We start from the raw sequence: 18,696 nt of genomic DNA, 5'->3' as shown, positions 1-18,696 counted from the left end.
AAGGTGAAAAAATGGCTAATATTTTAAAAGTTACTACCCCACCATCTCAATCCTACGAGAATTCCCCAAGGGGAAATCCTACCCAGATAGGAAATACAAACGTAAAAAACATCGTCGATCCTTCCAAGGTTACAAGAAGTGACAATCGCAGCGATTTTGAAGATACATCCAAAAACGGGCTTGCCCCAAGCTATGAATCTAATTTTGGAAAATTTATCCAGACTCTGAAAAATTCCCCAGATATAATGAACATACTCCCGGGAATGTTTTTTGGACGCATGGAAAATTTGGTTACATCAGGGATAAGCCAGGGTTTTGCAGCTGAAATATCCCAGTACATGGATATGCTCAAGATGAATGAGGCTGAATTTGCTTCTTTTTTGAAGAATCATCTTGAAAATGCCGCCGGATTTAAGAATATGTTTTTTGGAATACTAAGAGATTTTATGGCATCTGATGCTTCGAGTGAATTCAAAAATGCTATTCTTGTGTTTTTGAAAAAATACAACGACCTTACCTCATCGGGACGGCTGCTCGCAAATATATCACAAAATCTTGGCAACATCCTGAGCTCCATGCCAAAAAGTGAGACTCAAGAGCTTGAGGCTCTAATAAAATCCCTTAATATTAATGCAGCGCCTGGCGATAATGCGGCCAATACAGCTCTTCTTAAAGAAGAAATCGTCCCAAGGATTGCAAAATACATTTCCAGATATCACGATTTTGGACCTGTCCGAGGTTTTGTTACAAGTCTTACCCTGGATATAGCCAGATACGAGAACTCCAGTCTCCAGGATGCACTTGCGTCTCTCAAGGCTCTGAGCGGATTCAACACTTTCAGAAACAGACTGGGCATGATTGAGGATGCCTCGCTCGCAGCTCTTTTTGAAAAGATGGTTGAGGACAAAGCTGTCTCCAAAATGCCAGACGCTGACATGCTTTTAAATATAATAAGCAAGGGCCTCTCAGGCGAGGCCGGTTATGAAAACAAGATGGTATTTCAAAACCTCCTCCAGTCTATGCTCATAAATTCCAGTGTCTACATGCCGCTTTTGCACGTCCTTATACCAGTTGAGTTTGCAGGAAAGTTTATGTTCTCTGAAATTTGGGCAGATCCTGATGACAAAAGCTCACAGCAAGGCCATGAAGAAAGTCGCGCGATCAAAATGCTCCTTAAATTTGACATAGAAAACCTGGGTTTTTTTGACATGATAGTTCACCTGCAGGGAAAATCCCTGGATGTCCAGCTTTTTTATCCCGAAAAAATTCAAGGCGCTCAAAGAGAAATCCAGAAAAAACTTTCAGAAATCATACACGGTAACGGCCTCGAACCCAAGTCACTTAGCGTATCAAAATCAATCAAACGCCTGAGCGTAAGCGAGGTATTCCCAAAGATAATGGAAAGGAGAAACAATATAAATGTCTCAATATAAAAATGTATCCACAAAAAAAGCGGTCGCCCTTACCTATGATGAGACTACAGGTCACTCTCCTGTCATAGTTGCCTCAGGGATGGGATATATGGCTGAAAAGATAGTAGAGATAGCAAATAACAACAATGTGGCCGTATATGAAGATAACTCTCTTGCTACCATGCTGACTCAGCTTGAGCTGGGTTCAGAAATACCCGAAGAGCTTTACAAGACCATTGTAGACATATATGTATACTTTCTAAATTATTCAGTTGATAAATAACATACTCTTGTGTAGAATTAGACTAGGCATATTTTAAGTAATTTTTTATTTTATTATTTTTGTGCATGAAAGGAAACATTTTATGAAAAGCATAAGATCCCGGATACTGGTGGTAATCGGCGGTACGCTTGCAGCAGTAATGCTTGTCTCGAGCCTCTTTACCTACGTGACCACAGGTAACCTGTTTGAGGAAAGCAATCAGCAGCTTGCAAAAATTGAGACTGAGCTCCTTGCAAACAAATCCGAAAACTATCTATCCCACTATCAGTCTTCAGTTTTGCAGATGGCTCACGATATAAATGTCAAAAACCTATTAATCGAAACCTCTGGAAGCGATGACATACGAGAGTCTTCACATTTTGCAAATGTAAAAGCCATGCTTAAATCTTCTCAGGAAGGCGACAAGGAAAACATAGTTTCAGCCTATGTGGCAGACCTTGATCCAAGTGTAGTTATAGACGGAGGAACCTATATATCTGGAGATGACTATTTCCTTGAAGAAAAGGAATACTGGTTCAAAGATGGAGAAACAAGAAAAACTATAATATCTGAACCATACACAGATATAATAACTGGAAACATGGTTGTTGCAGTTACTGCACCTGTATATGATCCCTCAGGAAAAATCGTCGGCATTACAGGTCTTGATATAAACATAACAGCCCTTAATGCTATGTCCCAGCAGCATGTAATTGGCGAAAATGGGTTTGCCATCCTTATTACAAGAGGTCAGGCCGTGCTTTCTCATCAAGACAGCGCCATGATAATGAAGTCTGTGGGCGAGATAGGCCTGGATGCTGAAATTCAAAATAATATAGTAAGCCAGGAAACAGCTATAAAAGAATATGACGATCGTGGAAATGCCGCTGTAGGATGCTATATGCCTATAGGAGACACTGGCTGGGGTATACTATCAAGTCAGCCCGCAAGTGAACTCACTGCAAAAGTAAATAGCATAACAGCCAAAATATTAACTATAAACATACTCTCACTTATCCTTATGATAGGAGCCCTTGTAATCCTCTCAGGAAGAATCACAAATCCACTCAAGAAGCTTACTGCGGTTACTAATGAGCTTGTGAAAGGAAATTACGATGTAGATATCCATACTGATTCACAAGACGAAGTTGGAGAACTGGCAAGAGGTATGGCAGTCCTTGTAACAAAGCTTCGTACCTACATTCTTTATATAGACGAAATCTCCAATTCACTGGACAGTTTTGCACAGGGAAATCTGGATATAGACCTTGAGCAGGATTACAGCGGTGAATTCTACAGACTAAAAGAGTCTCTTGAAAAAACAGTTTTCGCTTTCTCTGATGTAATAGGAGACATTACTTCTATATCATCACAGCTTGCATCTGGATCTATGGAGATTGCAAACGGAGCCCAGCAACTTGCAAATGGGTCAAGCGAGCAATCTAGTTCAATACAAAACCTTGCCATTAACATGAATGATATTTCTGAAAATATAAATCTAAGTGCTGAGCATTCTACAGTCCTAAACTCACAGATAGCTGCAGTAGGCCACGCTGTATCCAACAGTAATGAACAGATGGAGCAGATGATGAATGCAATGAGCCGTATAAGCAGCGAATCTCTTGAAATTGGAAAGATAATAAAAACTATAGAAGATATAGCATTTCAGACCAACATTCTTGCCCTCAATGCCGCGGTAGAAGCTGCCAGAGCAGGAAGCGCTGGAAAAGGATTTGCAGTAGTTGCTGACGAGGTAAGAAATCTTGCAACCAAATCTTCTGAAGCTGCCAAAAACACTACGGCCCTTATTGAAAATTCTATCCGAGCAGTAAAAGATGGAACAGACATAGCCAGTGAAACACAAGAGGCGCTTTCAGAAGTTATAACTTCCGTTGATGAAAGTACCGCAATGGTACAAAGCATATCTACGGCCGCACTCGAAGAAGCTGAGCAGATAGCCCATATAAGAAGCTCTGTAGATGAAATAAGCGCAGTAGTTCACAGTAACTCCGCAGCAGCCGAAGAAAGCTCTGCCGCAAGTGAACAGTTGTCAAGTCTTGCTTCTACGCTTGAGATGATTGCAAAGAAATTCGTACTTCCAAATAAATAAAAACAAGAAAAAACCTGCGGCCAGGCACAAGGTCGCAGGTTTTTTTAATTAGCAGAAAAGGTAGTGTAAAACATTTTGTGTATTCTTTTTTTCAGCCTAATATTTTCCTCTTTTTACATCTGATACCAGTTTGCCTTTTTTAAGCCTTATTACTCTTTTTCTTGACAAATCTACCAGTTTTTTTTGGTGGGTGGCCATAATTACAGTCGTTCCACTGTAGTTTATATGTTCAATCAGATTTAATATATCCCAAGCATCATCTGTGCTCAGGTTTGCAGTAGGCTCATCTGCTATAAGTATGGCTGGATCAGTTATTATAGCTCTTGCAATCATTATTTTTATCTGTTCTCCACCTGATAAGTCCCCTATATTGGAGTCCACTTTGTCTTTCATTCCTACCGCTCCAAGAGCCAGATCAACAGCCTGTTTTATATGCTTTTTCTTTGTAGCCCTTATGTTTAGTGGAAGAGATACATTGTGAAAAACATCAAGCTCTGACACCAGAGGCACCCTTGGCGATATTATACCAAAACTCCTTCTGTAGTATGGGATTTCATCTCTTGTCAGCTCAGATATATCCTGACCATCTACTATTATTTGTCCCCAGTCGGGCCTGAATACCGATATAAGCAGTTCCAAAAGGGTGCTCTTTCCTGACCCATTTTCCCCAACTATGAACAAAAACTCTCCCCTGTCTACAGAAACACTTAAATTAAGAAGAGCTGTATGCCCATTTTCATATGCCTTGCTTACACCTTTGAATTCTATAAAACCCATTAACTCAACCCCGCTGATATCAATTGAAATACTTGTTTACTATCTTTAATATTCTTATCCTTATTATATACTCTTTATTTTTTCATTTCAACTGCCCTATATTATTGATTGGGCATTATTTTAGTGGTATAATATTCTAATATGTAAAATTAATTTTAGTTAAGATAAAAGGAGGAAATTTGAGAAAACTAAAGATATCATCGCTTTTCAGATTTTTATCTCCTTTTTCAATAGTATTTTCTATAAGCTTTGTCCTTATAGCTTCTGTGTTTAATGTTCATTATGATGCTGACATAGATTTAAGCTTTGTAAATAAAACCTATGATTCTATACAGCAAAACACCATAAAACTTGCATCTGGAGCAGCGGATTCTGCCGAAAATATAAAATCCAGATTTTATGTATTTGCAGAAGAAATAAGACCAGAAGATAAAGATGAAGAAGATGAACTTTATGAAAATCTATATTCTGATTCAGAAAATGATGTTTCCAGTTCGGGACTTTATGACTTCATGATAAATGGCAATTTTGTTTATATGAGCCAGCATGACCCAAGGTGGAAGGATATGGGGGTTAAGGCTGGGGATTCTATAGACATATATGGATGTGGCCCTGCTTCTGTGGCAATGATAGCAAACACTCTGACAGGCATTGATACCAACCCCTATAAAGTTGCAGAGCTAATGTACCCAAAGGGACTCTACTCTCCTTCAGCGGGCTCAAATCACGCCATAATGACAGATGGCCTTGCGCATTTTTCGATAAAGTCTTCTGGTTTTTATGACTATTCACCAGATGCCATAATATCTGAACTTGAAAAAGGGAATTTTTTTGCTGTACTTACAAAAAAAGGACTGTTCACAAATTCTACAGGACATTTTATAGTCCTTGCCGGTCTTGATAAAGACGGTAAGGTCATAATCGCTGACTCTAACAGCCTTGCAAACTCCCAGAAAAGCTGGGATATAGAAACCATACTGAGCCAGGCAAAATACAGCGCTGGAAGTGGGGGCCCATTTTGGCTCATACAGGGGCTGGCTGGAATGTAGAACATAAAAAAAGCAGCTGTATTCCTACTGCTGCTTTGGATGCTATTATTGTTATTATTGTTGATTCGATTTTTATTTTTTGGAGGCTATCTTGTCAGCTTCTTTGAATGCGTCTCTCATTTCAATTACAAGCTCTTTTACTTCTTCAACTACCTGGGTTTTTCTTCCCGATTTTATACGGTTGAATTCGTAAAGAAAAAAGTCATACATTCTATAAAGCTCATCACTTATAGGGATGCTCCTGTCTAGTATGCTGATAAGGTACCTGACTATGTCCATAGACTTTTGTATGGATTCATCAAGAAGCTCATAATTTTTAATTTCTATAGCAATTTCTGATTTTTTCAGATTTTTTACTACCTCGTCAAAGAGAAGGACAAGCTGTTCTCCTTTGGTCATTGTGTTTATAGATTGCTCTTTGTATTGTTCATGTCCATATTGCATATTAATTGCCATCCTTTTTTATTTTATTATTATGTTTTTAACATATTATGTCGAAAACACTTTATATGTAATTTTAAACATTATGAGTATAATTACTCTTATATAAGTATATTCGACAGACTGTGCGCTTTTGTTAATAGTTTTGATTCTAATTTATATAATTTGTGTGAAATGGGGATATATTATGGCTAAGGTTATTACTTTTACAAATCAAAAAGGTGGTGTCGGAAAAACCACCTCATCAAGCGCCCTGATATCTGGTCTCGCAATGAGAGACTACAAGGTTTTGGGTATTGACCTGGATCCTCAGGGAAATCTTGGTTTTTATTTTGGAGTAGATATAGAGAACCACATTTCAATCTACGATGTTTTTAAAGGGCAAAACACTATAAAAGAAGCTATTTTTCACGGTGAGCATTGTGATATAATACCCTCAAATATACTTCTAAGTGGTGCGGAAATCGAATTTAATCAGTTTGGCAGGGAGTATCTTCTCAAAAATGTACTGGCGCAGTTGCATGACCACTATGATTTTATAATCATAGATACGCCCCCTTCACTCAACGTACTTACTGTAAATGCCTACGTGGCATCTGATTATCTTATAATACCTATGGTACCTGAGATACTTAGTCTGCTGGGCGTTTCTCAAATAAAGGAAACCTTTCTTGCCGTACAGAAATTTTATAACTCAAAACTGAGCATTCTTGGTATACTCCTTACAAAATATAATGGGCGCACCATACTTGCCCGAGAAGTACTTGAAATGTCTGAAAAAATCGCATCTCAGCTCGATACCCTTGTGCTTGAATCCAAGATAAGGCCAGCTGTAGTCGTTGCTGAATCTCCTGCTCACGGCATAAGCATATTTGAATATGCACCTAATTCCAATCCGGCGGCGGATTACAACAGCTTTGTCGATGAGCTTTTATCCAAACTTTAATTTGATTTTTTTCAGGGGGTAAGAATAAAATGGCTAGAAAAAGCAACAAGACTACACATGTACTCAACCTTATAGCGGGTTCTGGGTCTGAAGAAACAAAAGATGATACTGTCGAAACTAAAAAAGAAGTCCCTGGTGTGGACAATGTAAAAGGAAATTCTCCTGTTGTGAAAATCCTTACTCATGATCATGATCCGCTTTCTGATTTTCTAAAAGATGCCCTGGAAACTGAGGAGGCTGCCCAAGTTACAAAAAGTGAGCCTGCCAAAGGCATAAACAGTGAGCCTGCCATAGATAATACTGCAGCCGCAGAGCTTGCCGCAAAAGAAACAGCTTCCATACCTGCAATAAACAATAATCCCGTCCAGGAAAGAACCACGCTTGCTCAAAAGCTTGAACAGTCACAAAAACTCCATTTTCACGACCGCAAGGATTTAAACTCTATGTTGGATCTGGATTTCAAATATATAAATGTATATGAAAGAATTATTCAAGACAAGGTCCTCGATTATATGCGTAAATTTGACATGTGCATGTGTGACAGATGTATAGTAGATACTTTTGCACTTGCACTTACCAATCTTCCTACAAAGATAGTTGTTACCGACAAGGACTCTATATTTCCAATGGTAAGTTTTTACGAGACTAAAAATACCGCTATCATATCAACCGAACTTATAAAAGCATGCATGCTCGTGAAAGAAAAACCGCATCATGAATAGAATGTCATTTTTAAAACTTCATATCATGGCTAGGAAAGTCCTTATGCCACAAAAAGTGTATAGAAGTGTGATTTTATACACTTTTTTATGTATTAAAATGTGATTTCGTTGACTTGAATAAATAAACAGACTATAATTATAATAAAAATATGTGATTTTTATGCATAAAATATCTATAATAATGTGATTTTAAGAAAGGGGGATGTCTTATGAAGAGGCTGATTATGAAAAAACTTGTTGAATGGAAAAACTCGAAGTACAGAAAACCGCTTATTCTGAAAGGAGCTCGCCAGGTAGGTAAGACATGGCTTCTGAAGGAGTTTGCAGAGCATCATTACAAAAACATGGCATACTTCAACTTTGACGAGCATCCTGAATACAAACAGTTTTTTGAGAGTACCAAGGATGTTGATCGTATACTGCAGAATCTGATGATGGCAAGCAAAGAAGTGATAAACTATGAAGCACCGCAGGACACACTTATTGTATTTGACGAAATTCAGGAGTGCCCGAATGCGCTTAATACTCTGAAATATTTCTGCGAAAACACGCCGCATTATCACGTTGCGTGTGCAGGGTCTCTGCTGGGGATAGCGCTCTCAAAACCTGCATCTTTTCCAGTTGGGAAAGTAGACTTTCTTGAAGTGAGGCCCATGACCTTTGTTGAATTTCTTATGGCCAATGGAGATGGCAATCTGGCTGCCTATATGGACAGCATAGAAAAGCTTGAGCCTGTCCCTGACGCATTTTTCAATCCACTGTATGAAAAGCTCAAAATGTATTTTGTGACAGGTGGAATGCCTGAATCAGTGAGAGCCTGGACACAGGAGCGTGACGTGGAGCTTATGCAGAAGGTGCAGTCAAATATCCTTGATGCCTACGAACTCGATTTCGCCAAACACACAGAACCAAGAGAATTTCCTAAAATATCTCTCATATGGAAGTCAATACCCTCTCAGCTGGCAAAGGAAAATAAGAAGTTCATTTACAAGGTAGTCAAAGAGGGAGCAAGGGCAAGAGAATACGAAGATTCTCTGCAATGGCTGTGTGATGCCGGCCTCTCACATAAAATATATCGAAGCAGTGCTCCAGGACTTCCTATTTCGGCATATGATGATCTTTCGGCTTTTAAACTGTATATGATGGATGTAGGTCTTCTGCGAAGATTTTCCAAGCTCGCACCTTCAGCATTTGGCGAAGGAAACAGGCTGTTCGTGGAGTTCAAGGGCGCATTAAGCGAAAACTATGTTCTACAGGCACTGCAGAGCCAGTTTGAAGCAACGCCTCGCTACTGGACCACGGATAATCCAAATTATGAGGTTGACTTTATAATACAGAGAGAAAATGACATTTTCCCAGTAGAGGTAAAATCAGAGGATAATGTAGAGAGCAGAAGCCTTAGGAAATACAAGGAAAAATACGGTGAAAAAGTAAAGCTGAGAGTGAGGTTTTCACTCAGCAACCTCAGGCTCGATGATGATCTGCTCAACATACCTTTATTCATGGCAGACCATTCAGACCGAATAATAGGAATGGCACTGGAACAGATAGCAGAAAATAGTAAATAGCTGCAATAAATAAGGAGCCCTTTCGAGGCTCCATTTTCTTGTGATTTAGATTTCGATCTGAATCTGGGTTTAGCTTTCTCTTTCTACTGCCTTGGCTTGTTTGGATCTTGCGATAAGCATATCTATTATCTCCACAAGGTGGCCTATTTCTGGCTTGCTGAGCTGCTCGTCTGCTCCAAGACTCTTTCCTTTTATTCTCATTTCTTCATTTATCAGTGATGAGAATATTACAAGGGGTATGCGTCTTAGTTCTCTGTCTTCTTTGACAAGTTTTGTAAGTCTGTGCCCATCCATCTTTGGCATTTCTATGTCTGTTATTATAAGTCCTATTTCTTCCATGTGTTTGTCTGCAGTATTTGCTTTCATTCTTTCAAGGTAATTCCACGCTTCTTCTCCATTGTTGAATCTTAATATATTTGTGTATCCGACCCTTGAAAGGGCTTCTGTTATCATCTTTGAAAGCAGTACTGAGTCTTCCGCAAGAAGTATGGGTACATCATTTCTTGCTCTGTTTCCCATTTTAACTATGGAATCAAGCTGTATTCCAGTTTCTGGCGATATATCAGACACTATTTTTTCAAAGTCGAGTATAGTTACCAGTTCATCTCCGCACTGGGCAATTCCTGTCGCTATGCCTTCTTCTCCTCTGTTGAGGGTCTTGTCTGGTTTTTGTATGGCCTTCCACGACACTCTGCTTATACCAACTACTGTGTGTACCCTGAATGCCATGTAGAGTTTGTTAAAATTTGTAATTATAAATATATCTTTGTCTTGTTTTTGACTTTCTTTTCCTGTAAGGTACATTGGAAGATCTACTACTGTATAGACCTTGTCTCTTGGCTTAAAGATTCCTTCTACCGCCGGATGTGAGTGGGGAACAGGCTTTACTTTACTGGCCATCATTATTTCTTTGACCTTGGCTACGTTTATTCCGTATAGCTCATCTTCTATAGTAAACTCCATAATCTCAATTTCATTTGTTCCCGATTCAAGTAATATTTCGCTTTTCCCTCTGTTTGTATTGTTCATAAGTTCACCTCTCCAAGTTTTTTTGTATATCTAAAATATCAAGTCAGTCTTTCCAAATACTTTTATTTTTGCCATTCCAGTGCTTACGTCAAAAGAAAGGGTCCTGGCACAGTTTGACCCCGTATCTTCTTTGAGGAGTCTTATGCGTTCGGATTTGAGTATTTCTTTTACACTTATGGTATTTCTCTCTCCTATGTTGCCCAGTGGTCCAGTGGCCTGGACCTCGAACATCTTTGCTCCTCCGGCGATTTTGCATACCATTCTGTCTTTTCTTGCTCCAAATACTTCCATTTTTCTTATGGTTTCTCTTATTCCAGTATCCGCATATTTAAACACGTTATTGCTTCCTGTTGAAAGTGCTTCTGGGAGCATTATATGTACCATGCCACCGAGTTTTATGATCGGATCATAGAGGCAAACTCCAACGCACGAGCCCAGGGCATATGTTATAAGTACGCCTTCTGCTCTTGCAATTTTCATATCTGCTATACCTACTATATTTTTATTGTCCATTTTTAATACCCAATTTCTCAAACAGTTTGTTAAGTGATTCTATCTCTGGTACCAATATCAGATTGCCGCCTATCTCCTGATTATCGCAGATAAGACTACCTCCAATCATCATTATTTTATCCGTCTCATATCCAAATTCTATCATAGGAACTGTCATTATCCCGCCGAGCATATTTGTGGATGCCCCAGGCACAGAAAGTTTTACGCTTATATCTGCAAGACTTGTCAGAGAATTTATGTAAGACGATATTATGATATTGCCTATTTCAACAAGTGCCGACATCTCCATATCTCCAAGCTGATCATAATCTGTAATATCTTCTGAAAGCAGGTTCTTGAGCATTATATTTATAAAATTCAGATCCTGTATATAGAGCATAAGCCCGCATATGTCTCCTGTTATTCTTGTCAGTACTCCTACTACTATTTTTTCAGGTCCTCCAAGTTTGTATACCGCATCATTGTATCCCATTATAGATACATCTGGCTGTGTCATCTGTATTTTTCTAGAAAGTAAGGATGCCAGCGCAGTCGCTGCATTTCCCAGACCTATGCTTCCAATCTCTTTGAGAGCATCCAAGCCCATAGTATCTATCTGTTCATAGTTAGTTATCTTCAATAGCTTCCCCCTGCGTTAAACGCCTTATCTTAGTGAATTTATAATTCCTTCTATTTCATCTGATGTCTGTATCATCTTGATTGAAAACTGGTAGGCTCTTTGAGTCTCTATTATTTTTGCCATCTCTTTTGCAAGATCCACATTTGAGGCCTCTACATAGCCTCTCTCCAGCTGGCTCTCCTGCGTTATCATCTGGGGCTGACCATTTTTTTCTACGGGAAGAAATCTCGCATTTTCAATGCTCTGCATCCCATTAGATATGGGAAATGTAAAGACTCCAAGATCCAAGTCTTCATTTGCGTCTGTGATCTGGAGGGGCTGATCGTATGAGTCAAGTACATAATAACCTTCTTTTGTCACAAGGTCAAATGTCTGTCCATCAAAATCGTATGGCTGAGACATTGCAAAACTTCCATCGCGTGTGTAAAATATTTCCTGTGTCTGAGGATTTTGAACCGCAAAATACCCTTGTCCTGTTATTGCAAAATCAAGCGGATTCCCGGTCTGCACCTGATTTCCATTTTCATGGTTTATGTCAGTCCCCTGGATTTTTGTACCTGTGCCTGATCTTAGGCCTGGAGACTCCTGGGCTTCGTTTATATTATTATATATGAGATCTGAAAATACTGCTGATTTACTCTTGTACCCATCTGTATTTATGTTTGCCATGTTATTTCCTATGACGTCCAGCTTTGACTGATGGGCCCCAGCTCCTGTTGCTGCTGTGTAAAAAGATGCTCTCATTTGATGCCTCCTCTATACTCTTCCTATTTCTGTTGTAGATTTTGCCATCATCTGGTCATACATCTTTAGTATCTGAGATGCGCTTTGTATTGCTCTTTGGCTTGTCATCATGGTTGTCATTTCTTTCATCATGGATACATTGGATCTTTCAAGGGCTTTTTGTACTATTCCCCCATCTTTTACAACAGGCTGGGCTCCAGTCCTTATATGTCCATCCTGATTTTTGTTGAGCTGGTCATAATTTTCAAAATCTACTACTTTTATAGTGTCTACAAAACTCCCATATGTATCATAAATCCCTCCTGCAGAATCTATTCTCACATTGTCTGATTCAAGCTGTATCTGTCCTGATGTTCCCATGACTCTTCCTGCACCAGGAAGGCTGAGGTATCCCTGATCATCAGTTATGAATCCTCCGTTTCGAGTATATATGCTCCCATTTTGCGTCTGTATTTCAAAAAAACCATTTTTACTAAGTGCTACGTTGAGAGGATTTTCCGTTTCTTCAAAGGCCCCTTGTGAATAGTCGGTTACAGTTTCTTTTGCAGTTAATATTTTTGATGTGGTATTTAAGTCTGTAGACTTGCTTCTGTCTGTATTACCTGTCCTTGACAGCATTTCCTCTTTGAATGTTGTCGCAATCATGGTGTCTTTTTTGTATCCTGGTGTGGACACGTTGCTTATATTGTTACTTACTACATCCAGATTTCTACTTTGAGTTATCATAGATGAGGTCAGATTATAAAATCCCTGCTGCATAGCACCCCTCTTTTTCTACTACATAAATTTGTTCATTTCTATTCTCAGTTTTTTAAGTGCGCTGGCGTGTATCTGAGAGACTCTCGGCTCGCTTATACCCAGTCTTTGGGCTATCTCTCTCATATTGAGATTTTTGTGGTAATACATGGTTATTACCTGGCGCTCTCTTTCTCTTAGTACCTCAATTCCTTTTCTGAGTTCTTCGTCTACTTCGTTATTTATCAGTATATGCTCTGGTGTATTTTTTATATCGTCTGAAGGCAGTTTTGCAGTTTTTCTGGTTTCGCCGTTTTCGTCTGTAATTACCTCTAATGAGAGTATACCAAAAAAATTACTTTTTGACACCTTCTCTTTGTATTGTTCCGGCGTAAGATTTAGATGCTGCGCTATTTCTTCATCTTCTGGCATTCTTCCAAGCTCTGTGTAAAGCCTGTTTACAGCTTCACTCAGTTCTTTTGCTGACTTTCTTATGCTCCTTGGCACCCAGTCCTGCTTTCTGGCCATGTCTATTATGAGTCCTTTTATCCTTTTGTTTATATAGGTGTCAAATTTTGCATTTTTTTCTTCATCGTATTTGTCAATAGCTTTCATAAGGGCTATTACACCCTCATTTACTATGTCATCTGTATGGGCAAAGCCTAAATAGACTTCTTTCATGCTAAGGGCTATTACCCTGACCATGGGAACGTACCTCATAACAATCTCTTGCTTTATCATATGGTCTTTATTTTGTTTATACTCAAAAAGCAGCTCTTCACTTGTTTTTGATTCCACATCTTTGCTAAAAGTCATCATCTACTCCTGATTAATAACAAATCATCATGCGCTCACGTTTCCAATAGATTGTATTTGTACATTGTTGGCTATCTCATTGAAAGAGAGTACATAGATATTTGGATAAAATTGTTCAATAAGTCTGTAAAAATAAACCCTTATTACGTGACTTGTAAGTATCACTGGTCTCTGTGAAAGATCGCTGAATATCTTCATCTGTTCAGAAAGCTGGACTATTATATTCTGCATTGTGTCAGGATTGAGCGCCAGGTAAATTCCCTGTTCGCTGCGTGTAAGACTGTTTACTATTGTCTTTTCCAGATCTGCATCCAGAGTTATTACTCTTAGCTGACCATTTTCACAGAATCTCCTTGTTATAGTCCGTTTTAGAGATATCCTTATGTTTTCTGTTATAGTATCTATATCTCTGGTCGTCGCGGATGTGTCTATTATACTTTCCAGTATGGTACCTGTGTCTTTTATTGGAACTCCCTCTTTTAGAAGGTTTGCAAGAATCTTTTGAAAGTTGGCGTAGCTTATTATATTTGGAAATGCTTCTTCTACGAGTTCTGGCATCTGCTGTTTTGTGTTTTCTATTATCTGCATTACTTCTGCTCTTCCAAGAAGCTCATGAGTATGTCTTTTTATAGTTTCTGAAAGGTGGGTCAGCATTACTGAAAGCGGGTCTATAACCGTATATCCATATATCTCTGCAAGTTCTTTTTTGTCTGCTGTGATCCATTTACTTGGGATTCCATATGCAGGCTCGATGGTTTCTATTCCGTCTACTTGACCTGATGGTTTTGAAGGTTCAAGTGCAAGGTAGTAATCTACAAGCAGTTCTCCTTTTGCTATTTCTTCGCCTTTTATCTTTATTGTATATTGGTTGGTGCTGATATTTGAACTATCTCTGAGTCTTATGGATGGAACTACAAATCCCATTTCCTGGGCGTATTGTCTGCGAAATATTACTATCCTGTTTATGAGATTTCCACCACTCTCTTCGTCTATAAGAGGTATAAGGCTGTAGCCAAATTCCATCTCTATTGGTTCGACATTAAGAAGCTGATATATGTTATTTGCATCTTTGTAGTAATCGTTTTCATCTTCTGCCTCAGCCATTGCTCCCAGCTCTTCTTCTGCTCCCATTTCCATCGCCAGCATATTCTTTTTTATAGTCCTGGAGCTGTTGTAACCAAGTCCCAGAAGCATCGCTGCTATAAGTCCAAGCTGTATATGGGGCATACCTGGAACTGCCGCAAGAATGGCAAGGAGTCCTCCTGTTGCCATAAGTGCATTGGGCTGTGCAAGGAACTGTTTTGTAACGTCTGTATTAAGACTTCCTTCTGATACTGCTCTTGTAACTATCATTCCTGTAGCTACCGATATCAGCAGCGCTGGTATCTGAGATACCAGTCCATCACCTATAGTAGCGATCGAATACATAGTCAGAACATCTGCAAAGGCCATATTGGACTGGACGATTCCTATTATGGTTCCTGCTATAAAGTTTATCAGAGTTATGATTATAGACATTACTGCATCACCTTTTACTATCTTGGTGGCACCGTCCATGGCTCCATAAAAATCTGCTTCTTTTTGAATCTTGTATCGTCTTTCTTTTGCTTCACTTTCGTTTATAAGTCCTGAGCTGAGGTCTGCATCTATGGCCATCTGCTTTCCTGGCATAGCATCAAGTGTAAATCTTGCTGCTACCTCCGCAACTCTCTCCGCTCCCTTGGTTATTACTATAAACTGAACAAGCACTATTATAATAAATATTATGAATCCTACAACTACATTTCCCTGGAGCACGAATACTCCAAATGCCTTTATTACAGCTCCTGCTTCTCCCTGCTTTGTAAGTATGAGTCTGGTTGAGGATATGTTGAGCCCCAGCCTGAAAAGCGTAGTTATAAGAAGGAGTGATGGAAATATGGAAAATTCAAGTGATTCAGATATGTTCATGCTTATCATGAGTATTATAAGCGAAAGGGCTATGTTCATTATAAACATTACGTCCAAAATAAAAGGACTAAGAGGTATTATTAGAAGCAGTACTATTATTATTACAAAAAGCGATACAGCATTATCTAAAAGTATTTTCATTCTGTTTTTTCTCCACTACTGTTTATGTTAAGGCTTGTCCTAAAGTTTCATCTCTTTGTTGTTAAGCTTATAGATGTATACCAGTATCTCTGCGATTTCCGCATAATGCTCCTGCGGGATTTCGCTGTTCAGCTTTGTCTGGCTGAAGATACTTCTGGCAAGCGGCTTGTTTTCGATTACAGGTACACTGTTTTTCTCTGCGGTTTTTATTATTCTCATTGCCAGCTCATCTTGACCTTTTGCAACAAGTATTGGTGCCCCATCTTTTTCTATATCATATTTGAGGGCTACCGCAAAGTGTGTAGGGTTTTTTATTACAATGTCTGCCGAAGGTACTTCTTGCATCATGCGAGACATTGCCATTTTTCTTTGTATTTCCTTTATTTTACCTTTTACCTGAGGATTACCCTCCATCTGTTTGTATTCTTCTTTTATGTCGTGTTTTGACATCTTAATCTGTCTCTCATAGTCCCACCACTGGTAGGCGTAGTCAAGAGCTGATATTGCCGCGAAGGCCATGCTTATGTTGAATACCATTTGAATGACTGATTCAAGCATAAAAACAGAAGATGCCATTATTCCCATTGTCATAGTCCTGCTAAGGTCTACGAATCGATTTTTTATGAAGTTATACAGTATGTATAACAGAACTGTTATTTTTATGCTGCCTTTGATTACTTCCACGGTACTCTTTAGTGATATTATTTTTTTTATCCCTTCAAGAGGGTTTAGCCTGCTGAATTTGGGCTTGAGGCTGTCCATTGAAAAAAGAAGTCTGGTCTGAACAAGCGTAACTACTACTCCTGTAATCATAGCTATCATTATTAAGGGTATTGCCGCTGCTGCAAATGTCTGAATGGCTCCCATAGCTATCTGAGATATGAAGGAGTCTGTTATGTCTGTCTTTGTAGATGCATAGTCCAGATGGAGCAGCATAAAAGCCTTGAGGTTTCTGTATATCCCAGGAAACAAAAGTTTTGCCGAATAAAATATAGTCAATATGGATATAAGCGCTGAAACATCCTTGCTGACAAATACATTACCCTTTTTACGTTCGTCCTTACGCTTCTTGGGGGTGGCTGTTTCGGTCTTTTCACCTGCCAAAATCTCACATCCTTTGTTGCATCAAATTAATCATGCCTTACATTAATCCAATAACGCTTCTTAGCGTGTCTGTCATAATTGACAAAACATTATTTACAAAATCTCCCATAGGCGAGAACATAAACACCAGGACAATCATTCCTATTAATATCTTTGCCTGTATGTTTACTACAAATACATTTATCTGTGGTATAGCTTTCATAAGTATCCCTACCCCCACCTCAGCAAAAAATTCTATGGCCATTATAGGAAATGCCAGCTGAATAGCAAGTGTAGTACATGCAGTGAATACACTTATTACGTAAAGCGCCATGTCAGGGCTGAGTGCAATCTGACCATAAGGCACTGCCAGGCTCGAATCCATGAATATCCTAAGGAGGGCCAGATGCCCGTCCGCTGCAAAGAATATGAGTATGAAAAGTGTGTTGAAAACTGTTCCTGTAAGCGGAATAGACGAGTTACTCTGCGCATCATATATAGTTGCCATAGAAAGTCCCATCTGGTAGTCTATTATTCCGCCTGCATAAAGCGATATATATGTGAACAGCTGGACTATATACCCAAGTATAAATCCAACTGCCAGCTCTTTTATCAAAAGTAGACCATAGTGGGCAAAACCTCTTATCTCTATAATCTGCTGGGGCTGATATGTGAACACCAGCAGGGTCAGCGCCATAATGAATCCCGATCTTACAATGCCTGGGATATTCCGTCTTCCAAGTATAGGGTTAAGCAGTATCACACCTGTGCATCTGGTCAATATGAATGTCCAGAGGATTAACTGTTCCTGATTTATCATAATGCCTCCCGGTTTAAATTATCCATTTATCTGAGCATCATTTCAAAAATCTCGTAACAGAAATCCTGCATCATCTCAAGCATGGTTCCACCTGTAAGAAGAAGTATCATGGATATAAGGATGAGCTTTGGTACAAATGTTATAGTCTGCTCATGTATCTGCGTTGCCGCCTGAATGATAGATATAACTACCCCTACCGCCATACTTATGAGAAGTATAGGAGCCGCAAGTTTTGTGGCCACTATGAGAGCCGACTGCATGAGCATCAATGCTTCTGAATTAGTCATCCTTTATCTCCTTCTTTAATTAAAACCTTTTATTATAGTGCTGAAAAGCAGATTCCATCCGTCTATTGTTATGAATAACAAAATCTTGAAAGGCAGCGATATCATGGCCGGTGGAAGCATCATCATACCCATGGACATAAGAGTACTTGCCACAATCAGGTCTATCAGCATAAATGGTATAAAGAGCAGGAAGCCTATGACAAAAGCTCTTTTCAGCTCGGTTGTCATGAAGGCTGGAACTACTATTTTCATAGGTATTTCAGCAACATTTTCATTAAGCTCTTGTCCTGCAAACTCAGCATACATATTGAGAGTACCGGTTTCAGTCTGTCTAAGCATAAAATCTCGAAGAGGGACCTGAGCCCTTTCTATAGCTTGTTCCTGACTTATCTCCTGGTTTTTGTAGGGGGTATAGGCATTAAGGCTTATATCATCTATCACAGGTGACATTATAAAAAATGTCAAAAATACTGATATTCCTATAAGTACCATGTTTGGAGGCAACTGCTGCACTCCCATGGCATTTCTTAAAAAAGAAAGTATGATTATGATTCTGGTAAACGAAGTCATCATTACCATAATTGAAGGAAGCAGCGACAAGGTCGTCATAAGAAACAGTATTTCCAGTGTCTGCGCTCCATCTCCATTAATATTTATCAGTGCCTGTCCCAT

The 18,696-nt window shown here is 39.1% G+C and carries 20 protein-coding genes; 7 read left to right on the top strand and 13 right to left on the bottom strand.

Annotated features, from left to right (window positions below; all coding sequences use genetic code 11):
* Window positions 1-11 precede the first annotated feature (11 nt).
* From G558_RS0105220 to G558_RS0105210, 3 genes are all read left to right on the top strand, one after another.
* Window positions 12-1,433: a hypothetical protein gene (locus G558_RS0105220; RefSeq protein WP_028829240.1), complete on the top strand. Its 1,422-nt coding sequence runs from the start codon at window positions 12-14 to the stop codon at window positions 1,431-1,433.
* Complete coding sequence (locus tag G558_RS0105215) at window positions 1,420-1,695, top strand: EscU/YscU/HrcU family type III secretion system export apparatus switch protein (RefSeq protein WP_028829239.1); 276 nt, start codon at window positions 1,420-1,422, stop codon at window positions 1,693-1,695. The genes G558_RS0105220 and G558_RS0105215 overlap by 14 nt, the downstream gene beginning before the upstream one ends.
* Window positions 1,696-1,777: 82 nt before the next feature.
* Window positions 1,778-3,784 carry a methyl-accepting chemotaxis protein gene (locus G558_RS0105210; RefSeq protein WP_028829238.1) on the top strand — a complete coding sequence of 669 codons (2,007 nt, stop codon included), beginning with the start codon at window positions 1,778-1,780 and terminating at the stop codon, window positions 3,782-3,784.
* A 96-nt stretch (window positions 3,785-3,880) separates the two neighbouring features.
* Here the strand turns inward: G558_RS0105210 and G558_RS0105205 are convergent, their stop codons facing one another.
* The gene (locus G558_RS0105205) at window positions 3,881-4,561 is read right to left on the bottom strand and encodes a cell division ATP-binding protein FtsE (protein WP_036931624.1); all 681 of its coding nucleotides are present in this window, start codon (window positions 4,559-4,561) and stop codon (window positions 3,881-3,883) included.
* A 179-nt stretch (window positions 4,562-4,740) separates the two neighbouring features.
* On the opposite strand from G558_RS0105205, the gene G558_RS0105200 reads away from it, so the two are divergent.
* The gene (locus G558_RS0105200) at window positions 4,741-5,610 is read left to right on the top strand and encodes a C39 family peptidase (RefSeq protein WP_028829236.1); all 870 of its coding nucleotides are present in this window, start codon (window positions 4,741-4,743) and stop codon (window positions 5,608-5,610) included.
* 72 nt (window positions 5,611-5,682) lie between these two features.
* Here the strand turns inward: G558_RS0105200 and G558_RS0105195 are convergent, their stop codons facing one another.
* On the bottom strand, window positions 5,683-6,054 hold the full coding sequence (locus tag G558_RS0105195; RefSeq protein WP_036931622.1) for a flagellar export chaperone FliS: 372 nt from the start codon (window positions 6,052-6,054) through the stop codon (window positions 5,683-5,685).
* Window positions 6,055-6,238: 184 nt separating this feature from the next.
* On the opposite strand from G558_RS0105195, the gene G558_RS0105190 reads away from it, so the two are divergent.
* From G558_RS0105190 to G558_RS0105180, 3 genes are all read left to right on the top strand, one after another.
* Window positions 6,239-6,997 carry a ParA family protein gene (locus tag G558_RS0105190; RefSeq protein ID WP_028829234.1) on the top strand — a complete coding sequence of 253 codons (759 nt, stop codon included), beginning with the start codon at window positions 6,239-6,241 and terminating at the stop codon, window positions 6,995-6,997.
* Between the two features lie 29 nt (window positions 6,998-7,026).
* Window positions 7,027-7,719 (top strand): late competence development ComFB family protein, encoded by a 693-nt coding sequence (locus tag G558_RS0105185; RefSeq protein WP_028829233.1) that lies wholly within the window; start codon window positions 7,027-7,029, stop codon window positions 7,717-7,719.
* 209 nt (window positions 7,720-7,928) lie between these two features.
* Window positions 7,929-9,287: an ATP-binding protein gene (locus G558_RS0105180; protein ID WP_028829232.1), complete on the top strand. Its 1,359-nt coding sequence runs from the start codon at window positions 7,929-7,931 to the stop codon at window positions 9,285-9,287.
* A 69-nt stretch (window positions 9,288-9,356) separates the two neighbouring features.
* Here G558_RS0105180 and G558_RS0105175 read toward each other — a convergent pair whose 3' ends face one another.
* Genes G558_RS0105175 through fliP form a run of 11 tightly spaced genes read right to left on the bottom strand, consistent with a single transcriptional unit; the run spans window position 9,357 to window position 18,696 of the window.
* Complete coding sequence (locus tag G558_RS0105175) at window positions 9,357-10,316, bottom strand: chemotaxis protein (RefSeq protein ID WP_028829231.1); 960 nt, start codon at window positions 10,314-10,316, stop codon at window positions 9,357-9,359.
* Window positions 10,317-10,346: 30 nt separating this feature from the next.
* Complete coding sequence (locus G558_RS0105170) at window positions 10,347-10,829, bottom strand: chemotaxis protein CheD (protein ID WP_028829230.1); 483 nt, start codon at window positions 10,827-10,829, stop codon at window positions 10,347-10,349.
* Entirely contained in the window at window positions 10,819-11,448 is a 630-nt protein-coding gene (locus G558_RS0105165) for a chemotaxis protein CheC (RefSeq protein ID WP_028829229.1), read from the bottom strand. Before G558_RS0105165 ends, G558_RS0105170 begins: the two co-directional genes overlap by 11 nt.
* A gap of 24 nt (window positions 11,449-11,472) precedes the next feature.
* The gene (locus tag G558_RS0105160; RefSeq protein ID WP_028829228.1) at window positions 11,473-12,192 is read right to left on the bottom strand and encodes a flagellar hook-basal body protein; all 720 of its coding nucleotides are present in this window, start codon (window positions 12,190-12,192) and stop codon (window positions 11,473-11,475) included.
* Window positions 12,193-12,204: 12 nt separating this feature from the next.
* Window positions 12,205-12,951, bottom strand: coding sequence for a flagellar hook-basal body protein (locus tag G558_RS0105155; RefSeq protein WP_028829227.1), 747 nt, complete (start codon window positions 12,949-12,951; stop codon window positions 12,205-12,207).
* 18 nt (window positions 12,952-12,969) lie between these two features.
* A complete protein-coding gene (locus G558_RS0105150) occupies window positions 12,970-13,743 on the bottom strand; it encodes a sigma-70 family RNA polymerase sigma factor (protein WP_028829226.1) in 774 nt (257 codons plus the stop codon).
* 27 nt (window positions 13,744-13,770) lie between these two features.
* Entirely contained in the window at window positions 13,771-15,834 is a 2,064-nt protein-coding gene (gene flhA, locus G558_RS0105145) for a flagellar biosynthesis protein FlhA (protein WP_028829225.1), read from the bottom strand.
* 39 nt (window positions 15,835-15,873) lie between these two features.
* Window positions 15,874-16,938 carry a flagellar biosynthesis protein FlhB gene (gene flhB / locus G558_RS0105140; protein ID WP_242825205.1) on the bottom strand — a complete coding sequence of 355 codons (1,065 nt, stop codon included), beginning with the start codon at window positions 16,936-16,938 and terminating at the stop codon, window positions 15,874-15,876.
* 37 nt (window positions 16,939-16,975) lie between these two features.
* Window positions 16,976-17,737, bottom strand: coding sequence for a flagellar biosynthetic protein FliR (locus G558_RS0105135; protein ID WP_028829223.1), 762 nt, complete (start codon window positions 17,735-17,737; stop codon window positions 16,976-16,978).
* Window positions 17,738-17,763: 26 nt separating this feature from the next.
* Window positions 17,764-18,024, bottom strand: coding sequence for a flagellar biosynthesis protein FliQ (gene fliQ, locus G558_RS0105130; RefSeq protein WP_028829222.1), 261 nt, complete (start codon window positions 18,022-18,024; stop codon window positions 17,764-17,766).
* A 15-nt stretch (window positions 18,025-18,039) separates the two neighbouring features.
* Window positions 18,040-18,696 (bottom strand): flagellar type III secretion system pore protein FliP, encoded by a 657-nt coding sequence (gene fliP / locus G558_RS0105125; RefSeq protein WP_028829221.1) that lies wholly within the window; start codon window positions 18,694-18,696, stop codon window positions 18,040-18,042.

This window comes from Proteocatella sphenisci DSM 23131, assembly GCF_000423525.1.
GTDB lineage: Bacteria > Bacillota > Clostridia > Peptostreptococcales > Filifactoraceae > Proteocatella > Proteocatella sphenisci.
This window is presented reverse-complemented; position numbering and strand designations above follow the sequence as displayed.

Excerpts from the sequence above, each read along its gene's own strand:
- G558_RS0105220 (WP_028829240.1), top strand. The coding sequence starts at position 12 with ATGGCTAATATTTTAAAAGTTACTACCCCACCATCTCAATCCTACGAG.
- G558_RS0105215 (WP_028829239.1), top strand. The coding sequence starts at position 1,420 with ATGTCTCAATATAAAAATGTATCCACAAAAAAAGCGGTCGCCCTTACC.
- G558_RS0105210 (WP_028829238.1), top strand. The coding sequence starts at position 1,778 with ATGAAAAGCATAAGATCCCGGATACTGGTGGTAATCGGCGGTACGCTT.
- G558_RS0105205 (WP_036931624.1), bottom strand. The coding sequence starts at position 4,561 with ATGGGTTTTATAGAATTCAAAGGTGTAAGCAAGGCATATGAAAATGGG.
- G558_RS0105195 (WP_036931622.1), bottom strand. The coding sequence starts at position 6,054 with ATGCAATATGGACATGAACAATACAAAGAGCAATCTATAAACACAATG.
- G558_RS0105190 (WP_028829234.1), top strand. The coding sequence starts at position 6,239 with ATGGCTAAGGTTATTACTTTTACAAATCAAAAAGGTGGTGTCGGAAAA.
- G558_RS0105185 (WP_028829233.1), top strand. The coding sequence starts at position 7,027 with ATGGCTAGAAAAAGCAACAAGACTACACATGTACTCAACCTTATAGCG.
- G558_RS0105180 (WP_028829232.1), top strand. The coding sequence starts at position 7,929 with ATGAAGAGGCTGATTATGAAAAAACTTGTTGAATGGAAAAACTCGAAG.
- G558_RS0105175 (WP_028829231.1), bottom strand. The coding sequence starts at position 10,316 with ATGAACAATACAAACAGAGGGAAAAGCGAAATATTACTTGAATCGGGA.
- G558_RS0105170 (WP_028829230.1), bottom strand. The coding sequence starts at position 10,829 with ATGGACAATAAAAATATAGTAGGTATAGCAGATATGAAAATTGCAAGA.
- G558_RS0105160 (WP_028829228.1), bottom strand. The coding sequence starts at position 12,192 with ATGAGAGCATCTTTTTACACAGCAGCAACAGGAGCTGGGGCCCATCAG.
- G558_RS0105155 (WP_028829227.1), bottom strand. The coding sequence starts at position 12,951 with ATGCAGCAGGGATTTTATAATCTGACCTCATCTATGATAACTCAAAGT.
- G558_RS0105150 (WP_028829226.1), bottom strand. The coding sequence starts at position 13,743 with ATGACTTTTAGCAAAGATGTGGAATCAAAAACAAGTGAAGAGCTGCTT.
- flhA (WP_028829225.1), bottom strand. The coding sequence starts at position 15,834 with ATGAAAATACTTTTAGATAATGCTGTATCGCTTTTTGTAATAATAATA.
- G558_RS0105135 (WP_028829223.1), bottom strand. The coding sequence starts at position 17,737 with ATGATAAATCAGGAACAGTTAATCCTCTGGACATTCATATTGACCAGA.
- fliQ (WP_028829222.1), bottom strand. The coding sequence starts at position 18,024 with ATGACTAATTCAGAAGCATTGATGCTCATGCAGTCGGCTCTCATAGTG.
- fliP (WP_028829221.1), bottom strand. The coding sequence starts at position 18,696 with ATGGGACAGGCACTGATAAATATTAATGGAGATGGAGCGCAGACACTG.